Consider the following 9479-nt stretch of genomic DNA (forward strand, 5'->3'; position numbering starts at 1 on the left):
TTTCCCGTTCAAAACCACCCTCGCTGAAACAACAAAGCCCGCCTCCGGTTTCCCGGGGCGGGCTTTATTTTGAAGAATCAGTGCTGGCAGTGGACCCGGTGGGTCAGGGCCAGCGAGCGCTAAGTTAGCGCCAGAACGGCTTGCTCAGCTCTTCGTAACGTTGAGCTTCGCTGATACCTGCGTCAGCCAGCAGACGCGAATCCAGGCGAGCCAGTTGGTGACGGCTGGAGATGCGGCGCTGCCACAACATCAGGTTGGCCAGAACGCGCAGAGGCATGGCAGCTTGGTTGTTTACAGCTTTTTCAGAGAACAGATCGGAACTGAGTGTACGTTCCATGATGACATCCTTCCGCTTGTGGCGGGATTAGGTAGTGGTTTAACTGATGCCAATGATCCTCTTCCGACGCAAGACTCTCTAGATACAGTTCACTTGTATTGTGAGAGGGCAGTTAACTGTTTAAGGGTGCTGTACTGTACGAAAAAGGGGCAACTGTACCTGTCCGCACTAAATGGGTGCGAAATAGGCATTTTCAGTGAGGTGTGTGGAATATCAGGGTAGGAAATGACCAGTACAGCAGTACAGTTTTTTCATAAAATCGCAAGGAAGGTGCCGAGCTGATGAAACTGTATTTGCATCAGCTCGAATCTGTATCAATCACGCGTTGAGCATGTGCCCCGTTTCTTCCAGGTTAATGTGCCAGCTCAGTGCCTCGCGCAGGATGTGCGGGGTATGCCCACCGAGGGCGCAAGCAGCATTGAAGTAAGTGTTCAGCGCATCGCGGTAGGCCGGGTGCACACAGTTGTCGATGATCACCCGTGCCCGCTCCCTCGGCGCCAGGCCGCGCAGGTCGGCCAATCCGACTTCTGTTACCAGGATGTCGACATCATGCTCGGTGTGGTCCACATGGCTGACCATTGGCACCACACTGGAAATCGCACCGCCTTTGGCAATCGACTTGGTGACGAAGATCGCCAAGTGCGCGTTGCGCGCGAAATCGCCGGAGCCGCCAATGCCGTTCATCATCCGGGTGCCGCAGATATGAGTGGAGTTGACGTTGCCGTAGATGTCGAACTCCAGCGCGGTATTGATGCCGATGATGCCCAGGCGACGCACCACTTCAGGGTGGTTGGAGATCTCCTGCGGGCGCAATACCAGCTTGTCCTTATAGTGTTCGAGGTTGCCGAACACATCGGCATTGCGCCGTTCTGACAAGGTGATCGAGCTGCCCGAAGCGAAGCTCAGCTTGCCTGCGTCGATGAGGTCGAAGGTCGAGTCCTGCAACACTTCCGAATACATGGTCAGGTCTTCGAATGGCGAATCGATCAGCCCACACATCACTGCGTTGGCAATGTTGCCGATCCCGGCCTGCAGCGGGCCGAGCTTGTTGGTCATGCGGCCAGCGTCGACTTCCTGCTTGAGGAAGTTGATCAGGTGATTGGCGATGCCCTGGGTGTCGCTGTCAGGCGGCGTCACGGTAGAGGCCGAGTCGGCCTGGTTGGTGATAACGATGGCGACGATCTTTTCCGGTGGAATCGGGATCGCGGTGCTGCCAATGAGATCGTCAACTTTGACCAGTGGGATTGGCGTACGTGTTGGCCGATAAGTGGGGATATAGATGTCGTGCAACCCTTCCAGATTCGGGTTGTGCGCCATGTTGATCTCGATGATCACCTGCTTGGCAAAAATGGCGAAGCTGGCCGAGTTCCCCACGGAGGTGGTGGGCACGATGTGCCCTTGCTCGGTGATGGCGACGGCTTCGATCACGGCGATGTCCGGCAGCTTGAGCTGGTTGTTGCGCAGTTGCTCGACGGTTTCCGACAAGTGCTGATCGATAAACATCACTTCGCCGGCGTTGATCGCCTTGCGCAAGGTGCTGTCGACTTGGAATGGCATGCGTCGTGACAGTACGCCGGCTTCGGTCAGTTGTTTATCCAGGTCATTGCCCAGGCTCGCGCCGGTCATCAGGGTGATCTTCAGTGGGGAAGTCTTGGCGCGTTCGGCCAGGGCGTGCGGGACGGCCTTGGCTTCACCGGCACGGGTGAAGCCGCTCATGCCGACGGTCATGCCGTCCTCGATCAGTGCGGCGGCATCTGCCGCGCTCATGACCTTGTTCAACAACGAAGGCAAGCGGATACGATCACGGTACATGGATTGTTATCTCGGGCTACGGAGGCAAGGTGCGCAGTTTAGTGATTTCAAAAAAATTCGGCCCGCTACCATGGTCGAATGCCGGGCAGCGATTTAGAGCCTTTGGTCGGGTTTCATGCAGTCATAAAAAACCCCAGCCTACAGCAGGCCGGGGTTTCGAGTGTTGCGCTGAAGCAGTGTTACTCGACGGCTTTGACCATGTCTTCGATGACCTTCTTGGCGTCGCCGAAGACCATCATGGTCTTGTCCAGGTAGAACAGTTCGTTATCCAGGCCGGCATAACCGCTGGCCATTGAGCGCTTATTGACGATGATGGTCTTGGCCTTGAAGGCTTCGAGAATGGGCATGCCGGCAATCGGCGAGTTCGGGTCATTCTTGGCGGCCGGGTTGACCACGTCGTTTGCGCCCAGCACCAGCACCACGTCGGCCTGGCCGAACTCGGAGTTGATGTCTTCCATCTCAAACACTTGGTCGTAAGGCACTTCTGCTTCGGCCAGCAGTACGTTCATGTGGCCTGGCATGCGCCCCGCCACCGGGTGGATCGCGTACTTCACGGTGACGCCTCGGTGAGTCAGCTTCTCCGTCAGTTCCTTGAGCGCGTGTTGCGCCCGAGCCACTGCAAGGCCATAGCCTGGCACGATGATCACGGTGTCGGCGTTGGTCAGCAGGAAGGTCGCGTCGTCGGCCGAGCCGGACTTCACCGGGCGTGCTTCTTTAGAGCCCGCCGCCGCGCCGGCATCCGGCGCATTGCCGAAACCGCCGAGCAGTACATTAAAGAAGGAGCGGTTCATCGCCTTGCACATGATGTACGACAGGATCGCGCCGCTCGAGCCCACCAGGGATCCGGCGATGATCAGCATCGAGTTATTCAGCGAGAAGCCAATACCCGCCGCCGCCCAGCCGGAGTAACTGTTGAGCATCGACACCACCACCGGCATGTCGGCGCCGCCGATTGGGATGATGATCAGCACGCCAAGCACGAAGGCCAGGGCCAGCATCAGCGAGAACGCGGTGAGGTTGCCGGTGAACATGAACGCCATGCCCAGGCCCAGCGTTGCGAGGCCGAGCACCAGGTTAAGCTTGTGCTGACCGCCGAACTGTACGGGGGCGCCCTGGAACAGGCGGAACTTGTACTTACCCGACAGCTTGCCAAATGCGATCACCGAGCCGGAAAAGGTGATGGCACCGATGGCGGCACCGAGAAACAGCTCCAGGCGGTTACCGGCAGGAATCGCGTCACCCAGGTGTTTGACGATACCCAAGGATTGCGGCTCAACCACCGCAGCAATCGCGATGAACACCGCTGCCAGGCCGATCATGCTGTGCATGAACGCGACCAGCTCCGGCATCTTGGTCATCTCAACGCGCTTGGCCATGATCGAGCCGGCAGTGCCGCCGATCAACAAGCCGACAATCACGTAGCCGATGCCGGCAGTAGCAAGTTCAGCGCCGAGCTTATAGATGAGGCCTACCGTGGTGAGTACCGCCAGCGCCATGCCGAGCATGCCGAACAGGTTGCCGCGTCGGGATGTGGTTGGATGGGATAGGCCTTTTAAAGCTTGGATAAAGCAGATCGACGCGATCAAGTAGAGCGTCGTGACGAGATTCATGCTCATGACGATGGCGCCTCTTCTTTTACTTTCGGGGCTTTCTTCTTGAACATCTCAAGCATCCTGCGGGTCACCAGGAAGCCGCCAAACACGTTTACCGCCGCAAGGGCCACCGCCAGGGTGCCCATGGTCTTGCCCAGCGGTGTCACGGTTAGCGCAGCGGCCAGCATGGCGCCGACGATCACGATTGCGGAAATGGCGTTGGTCACCGCCATCAAAGGCGTGTGCAGCGCGGGGGTAACGTTCCAGACCACGTGGTAACCGACATAAATCGCCAGCACAAAGATGATCAGGTTGTAGATACCGGGGGAGATAAGCTCTTCCATCGTCTGAATCCCTGCTTAGGCGTTTTTGCGGATGACTTGGCCGTCGCGGCACATCAGGCACGCGGCGACGATGTCGTCTTCGAGGTTGAGTTCAAACTGCCCTTCCTTGTTGAAGACCAGCTTCAGGAAGTCCAGCAGGTTGCGTGCATATAAAGCAGATGCATCGGCGGCTACGGCACCGGCCAGATTAGTCGGGCCGCAAATGATCACGCCGTTCTCGACCACCACTTGATCGGCGATGGTCAGCGGGCAGTTGCCGCCCTGGGCGGCGGCGAGGTCGATGACCACAGAGCCAGGCTTCATTTGCGCGACGGTCTCGGCGCTCAGCAGCGTCGGTGCCTTGCGGCCAGGAATCAACGCAGTGGTGATGACGATGTCGGCCTGCTTGGCGCGCTCGTGCACGGCCAGGGCCTGACGCTGCATCCAGCTGGTCGGCATTGGACGGGCGTAACCACCGACACCGATGGCGCATTCGCGCTCTTCATCGGTTTCGTAGGGCACATCGACGAACTTCGCGCCGAGGGACTCAATCTGCTCCTTCACGGCCGGGCGTACGTCAGACGCTTCGATCACCGCACCCAGGCGTTTCGCCGTGGCGATGGCCTGCAAGCCTGCCACGCCAGCACCGAGTATCAGCACGCGCGCCGCTTTCACGGTGCCTGCGGCGGTCATCAGCATCGGCATGAAGCGCGGATAGTGATGCGCGGCGAGCAGCACAGCTTTATAGCCGGCGATGTTGGCCTGGGAAGACAGCACGTCTAGGCTCTGGGCCCGCGAGGTGCGCGGCGCGGCTTCGAGTGCGAAGGCGGTGATGCCGCGTTCGGCAAGTTTGGCGATAGTTTCGTTGCTGAACGGATTTAGCATGCCCACCAACACGGTGCCGCTTTTGATCAGCGCAAGTTCGCTGTCGCTGGGGGCAACCACCTTGAGAATAAGCGCCGCGCCAAACGCATCGCTGGCGCCGCCAATGGTTGCGCCTGCCGTTTCATAGGCACTGTCGGGGACGCTGGCGTTAATGCCTGCTCCGCTTTGTACAGTGACCTTATGGCCCTGGCCGATCAGCTTCTTGATGGTTTCCGGGGTGGCAGCCACCCGCGTTTCACCGGTCTGGGTTTCGAGAGGAACACCAATGTGCACGTCAAATCTCCTGCATGATCTTTTTGCTTTTGATCTTTTTGTAAAAAGGCCAGTGCACCGCGAGTGGCGCAGCTGGGGCGGCCGATCAGCACGATCCCGCTGAAATGAAAGCGGGGCGCGGCATTTTGCAGGCGAACTTTACGGCCTTCAAGGGATTATGACGCGTGACGAAAAATTAACTACAAGTCACCCTGTGACTGATTGTCGCAACAAGCCAAAATAAATGCTTCTAATACATGGGGTTAAAGCGTTTCAGGTGTTTTTGCGGTGTTTTGCAATGGTTCGTGTGAATAGTCGGTTATTGGCTTGTGATAGTCGCTACAAGCCATGTAGATCATGGCTTTTAGCCTGATTTTTGATTGACAGATACAGTCTGTTGAAATGCGACATATATGTACATCTGTAGGCTTAAAAATTAATTGACTACAGAGTCAGCAATTCAGTTTTAGCCTTTAGATATTGGGGCTGTAGCGCTGTGATTGGTCGATCAACCAGTCTCTGAATGCGTGCAGTGAGGCAGATTCAACTTTTCTCTCAGGAATCATCAGGTAGTAAGCCTTTGAGCAGGTCAGTGTCTGGGGGTTTGCAATCACCAGTTGGCCCTCCTCCAGCTCGCGCTGGATGAGGAACGGCGGGATCAGCGCGATTCCCATGTCGTGCATGGCTGCCTGGGACAACATCGAGAATAGCTCGTAACGGGGGCCTGTCATGTCGCGGGGGATGTTCAGTTGTTGGGCGCTGAACCACTGGCGCCACGCGTAGGGTCGAGTGGTCTGCTGCAGGAGCGGCAGCTCTGCAATCTCCTGAGCGTTGAGCTGCGTGCGGCTAGCCAAAAGTCGTGGGCTGCACACGGGGACAGGGTTCTCACCCATCAATCGATGGGATTCAGTGCCGGACCAGTCGGCATCGCCGAAGTAGATGGCGGCGTCGAATTCGGTATCGGCAAACAGAAAGGGGCGCGTGCGGTTGGTCAGGTTGACGGTGGCTTCAGGGTGCTGGCGTTGAAAGTCCTTTAGGCGAGGTATTAACCATTGAGTGCCAAACGTCGGGACCACGGCCAGCTCAATGACGTTGGCGCCCTGCTGTCCCATTACCGAAAGCGTATCGCGCTCCACTGCGTCCAACTGTGTGGCAACGCGACGGCTGTAGGAAAGCCCTGCTTCCGTCAGCTTGACCCCGCGCCGTGAGCGCCGAAACAGCTCGACACTCAAAAACTCCTCAAGGCTGGCAATCTGTCGACAGATGGCGCCTTGAGTGATCGAAAGCTCGTGTGCGGCCTTGGTGAAGCTTTCGTGGCGGGCTGCTGCTTCAAAACTGACCAGGGCGGTGGTGCTGGGAATTTTCCTGCGCATATACCGTGTCCTCACTCATAAAGCGCTGATGGGCCTTTCTTGGTCGTTACGAAGTGACAAATTAGCACAACCCTATGCGGAAACCTCGTTTGCCCTGTGCGCCTGGGGGGCCTAGGCTCATTCCACGACTTCCGATTTTCTCCGCGAGGACTTATTCATGGCTAGTAAGGCAAGCTTCAACTGGATCGATCCGCTGCTGCTGGATCAACAGCTCACCGAAGAAGAGCGCATGGTGCGCGACAGTGCTGAGCAATTCGCCCAGGACAAGCTGGCACCGCGTGTGCTCGAAGCCTTTCGCCATGAAAAGACCGACCCGGCAATTTTTCGCGAGATGGGTGAGACCGGGCTGCTCGGTGCGATGATTCCCGAGCAGTACGGTGGCAGCGGTTTGAACTATGTCTGCTATGGGTTGATTGCGCGTGAGGTGGAGCGTGTCGACTCGGGCTACCGTTCGATGATGAGTGTGCAGTCGTCACTGGTGATGGTGCCTATCAACGAGTTTGGCACTGAGGCGCAGAAACAGAAGTACCTGCCGAAGTTGGCCTCTGGCGAATGGATCGGCTGTTTTGGCCTGACAGAGCCCGACCATGGTTCCGACCCGGGCGCGATGATTACCCGTGCTCGTAAGGTAGACGGCGGCTACAGCCTGACCGGCGCGAAGATGTGGATCACCAATAGCCCGATCGCGGATGTATTTGTGGTCTGGGGCAAGGACGATGCCGGTGATATTCGTGGTTTTGTCCTGGAGAAAGGCTGGAAAGGTCTGAGCGCCCCGGCGATTCACGGCAAGGTTGGGTTGCGCGCCTCCATTACGGGTGAAATCGTCATGGAGAACGTATTCGTGCCCGAAGAGAACATTTTTCCGGATGTGCGTGGTTTGAAAGGGCCTTTCACCTGCCTTAACTCTGCCCGCTATGGCATCTCTTGGGGGGCTTTGGGCGCCGCAGAGTTCTGCTGGCACACCGCTCGCCAATACACTCTGGATCGTCAGCAATTCGGTCGTCCATTGGCGGCGACTCAATTGATCCAGAAGAAACTGGCCGATATGCAGACCGAGATCACTCTGGCCCTGCAAGGCTGCCTGCGCTTGGGTCGTATGAAGGATGAAGGCACTGCAGCGGTCGAGATTACTTCGATCATGAAGCGCAACTCGTGTGGCAAGTCGCTGGATATCGCGCGTATGGCGCGGGATATGTTGGGTGGCAACGGTATTTCCGATGAGTTCGGGGTGGCGCGCCATTTGGTCAACCTCGAGGTGGTGAACACCTATGAAGGCACTCATGACGTGCATGCACTGATCTTAGGGCGTGCGCAAACCGGTCTTCAGGCTTTCTATTAACGGGAGTACGGCATGGGCGCGCTTTCGCATCTGCGGGTACTGGATTTATCGCGAGTACTGGCGGGTCCCTGGTCCGGGCAAATCCTGGCGGACCTTGGGGCAGAGGTAATTAAGGTCGAGCGGCCGGGCAATGGCGACGACACGCGTGCGTGGGGGCCGCCCTTCCTTAAAGATGCCTATGGCGAGAACACCAGTGAGGCGGCGTATTACCTGTCGGCCAATCGCAATAAGCAGTCCGTGACTATCGATTTCACGCGGCCGGAGGGGCAGGCACTGGTGCGCGACTTGGCGGCCAAGTCGGACATCCTCATCGAGAACTTCAAGGTGGGTGGTCTTGCGGCGTATGGGCTGGATTATGAGTCGCTCAAGGAGATCAATCCGGAGTTGATCTACTGCTCAATTACCGGCTTTGGTCAGACGGGGCCTTATGCGGCGCGTGCTGGCTATGACTTCATGATCCAGGGGCTGGGCGGGCTTATGAGTCTGACGGGCAGGCCCGAGGGTGATGACGGTGCTGGGCCGGTGAAGGTTGGCGTGGCCCTGACTGACATTCTTACGGGGCTTTACTCGACCGTAGCGATACTGGCGGCGCTGGCTCATCGGGACCATGACGGTGGCGGGCAGCATATTGATATGGCGTTACTGGATGTGCAGGTGGCTTGCCTGGCTAACCAGGCGATGAATTACCTGACAACAGGGGAGGCGCCTAAGCGCTTGGGCAATGCTCACCCGAATATTGTGCCTTATCAGGATTTTCCCACGGCCGATGGTGACTTCATCCTGACGGTGGGTAATGACGGACAGTTTCGTAAGTTTGCTGAGGTGGCTGGGCAGCCTCAGTGGGCGGATGATCCGCGTTTCTCTACTAATAAGGTGCGAGTGGCCAATCGTGCAGAGCTGATTCCGTTGATTCGCCAAGCTACGGTGTTTAAGACGACGGCTGAGTGGGTGTCACAGTTGGGGCGGGTCGGTGTGCCTTGCGGGCCTATCAATGACCTGGCTCAAGTGTTTGCCGATCCACAGGTCAAAGCGCGCGGGTTGGCGATGGCGTTGCCCCATGCGCTGGCGGGGATGGTGCCTCAGGTTGCCAGTCCGATACGGTTGTCCAAGACCCCTGTGGAGTACCGGAGTGCGCCTCCTCTATTAGGGGAGCATACGGCGAAAGTGCTGCAGGATGTGCTGGGATTGGGTGTGGCCAGCGTGGCTGCCCTGAGGGGGCGGGGTGTTATCTGAGTCTTCCCCTCTATATAGAGGGCGTTATCGTGGCCTTTCTGGTGGTTTTTTGATCAATCCTAACTAATTGATATAAAAAGCAAAATTAAGGGTTGACGGCAGATTCTGGAAGTCTATAATTCGCCCCACTTCCGGCGCAGTCGAAACGGAAAACTCTTTGGTAAACAAAGAGTTATGCGAAATTCGACAGCGAGTTGCTTCAGTTGATCGAAGCCCAGAAGGAGTTGGTAGGGCGGTGTTGTTTGGCTCTATTAACGTTTCGATCCTCTCGGTCGAAAGCGGAGAAAAAGAGGTGTTGACAGCAGCGTGTAACGCTGTAGAATTCGCCTCCCG

9 protein-coding genes are annotated in these 9479 nt (G+C 57.4%); 2 read left to right on the forward strand and 7 right to left on the reverse strand.

Annotation, left to right across the window (positions count from 1 at the left end; genetic code table 11):
* Positions 1-124 precede the first annotated feature (124 nt).
* The 6 genes from AACY44_RS07380 to AACY44_RS07405 form a co-directional block, all read right to left on the reverse strand.
* Positions 125-337: a DUF1127 domain-containing protein gene (locus tag AACY44_RS07380; protein ID WP_049710714.1), complete on the reverse strand. Its 213-nt coding sequence runs from the start codon at positions 335-337 to the stop codon at positions 125-127.
* A gap of 318 nt (positions 338-655) precedes the next feature.
* On the reverse strand, positions 656-2149 hold the full coding sequence (locus AACY44_RS07385) for an acetyl-CoA hydrolase/transferase family protein (RefSeq protein ID WP_339436873.1): 1494 nt from the start codon (positions 2147-2149) through the stop codon (positions 656-658).
* Positions 2150-2328: 179 nt separating this feature from the next.
* Positions 2329-3765: an NAD(P)(+) transhydrogenase (Re/Si-specific) subunit beta gene (locus AACY44_RS07390; protein ID WP_339419135.1), complete on the reverse strand. Its 1437-nt coding sequence runs from the start codon at positions 3763-3765 to the stop codon at positions 2329-2331.
* Positions 3762-4085 carry an NAD(P) transhydrogenase subunit alpha gene (locus tag AACY44_RS07395; RefSeq protein WP_003170836.1) on the reverse strand — a complete coding sequence of 108 codons (324 nt, stop codon included), beginning with the start codon at positions 4083-4085 and terminating at the stop codon, positions 3762-3764. Before AACY44_RS07395 ends, AACY44_RS07390 begins: the two co-directional genes overlap by 4 nt.
* Before the next feature lie 15 nt (positions 4086-4100).
* Positions 4101-5222 carry a Re/Si-specific NAD(P)(+) transhydrogenase subunit alpha gene (locus AACY44_RS07400; RefSeq protein WP_339419133.1) on the reverse strand — a complete coding sequence of 374 codons (1122 nt, stop codon included), beginning with the start codon at positions 5220-5222 and terminating at the stop codon, positions 4101-4103.
* 452 nt (positions 5223-5674) lie between these two features.
* Complete coding sequence (locus AACY44_RS07405; RefSeq protein ID WP_339419131.1) at positions 5675-6574, reverse strand: LysR family transcriptional regulator; 900 nt, start codon at positions 6572-6574, stop codon at positions 5675-5677.
* A gap of 157 nt (positions 6575-6731) precedes the next feature.
* On the opposite strand from AACY44_RS07405, the gene AACY44_RS07410 reads away from it, so the two are divergent.
* Together AACY44_RS07410 and AACY44_RS07415 are read left to right on the forward strand one after the other, a co-directional pair.
* Complete coding sequence (locus AACY44_RS07410; protein ID WP_339419130.1) at positions 6732-7913, forward strand: acyl-CoA dehydrogenase; 1182 nt, start codon at positions 6732-6734, stop codon at positions 7911-7913.
* A 12-nt stretch (positions 7914-7925) separates the two neighbouring features.
* Positions 7926-9146, forward strand: a complete 1221-nt coding sequence (locus tag AACY44_RS07415; protein WP_339419129.1) for a CaiB/BaiF CoA transferase family protein — start codon at positions 7926-7928, stop codon at positions 9144-9146.
* Positions 9147-9209: 63 nt separating this feature from the next.
* On the opposite strand, the gene AACY44_RS07420 is transcribed toward AACY44_RS07415, so the two are convergent.
* Positions 9210-9479 (reverse strand): hypothetical protein (locus tag AACY44_RS07420; protein ID WP_339529992.1); only part of this gene is annotated, 270 nt, incomplete at its 5' end.

Source organism: Pseudomonas sp. RA_15y_Pfl1_P11 (assembly GCF_963970975.1).
Classification (GTDB): domain Bacteria; phylum Pseudomonadota; class Gammaproteobacteria; order Pseudomonadales; family Pseudomonadaceae; genus Aquipseudomonas; species Aquipseudomonas tritici.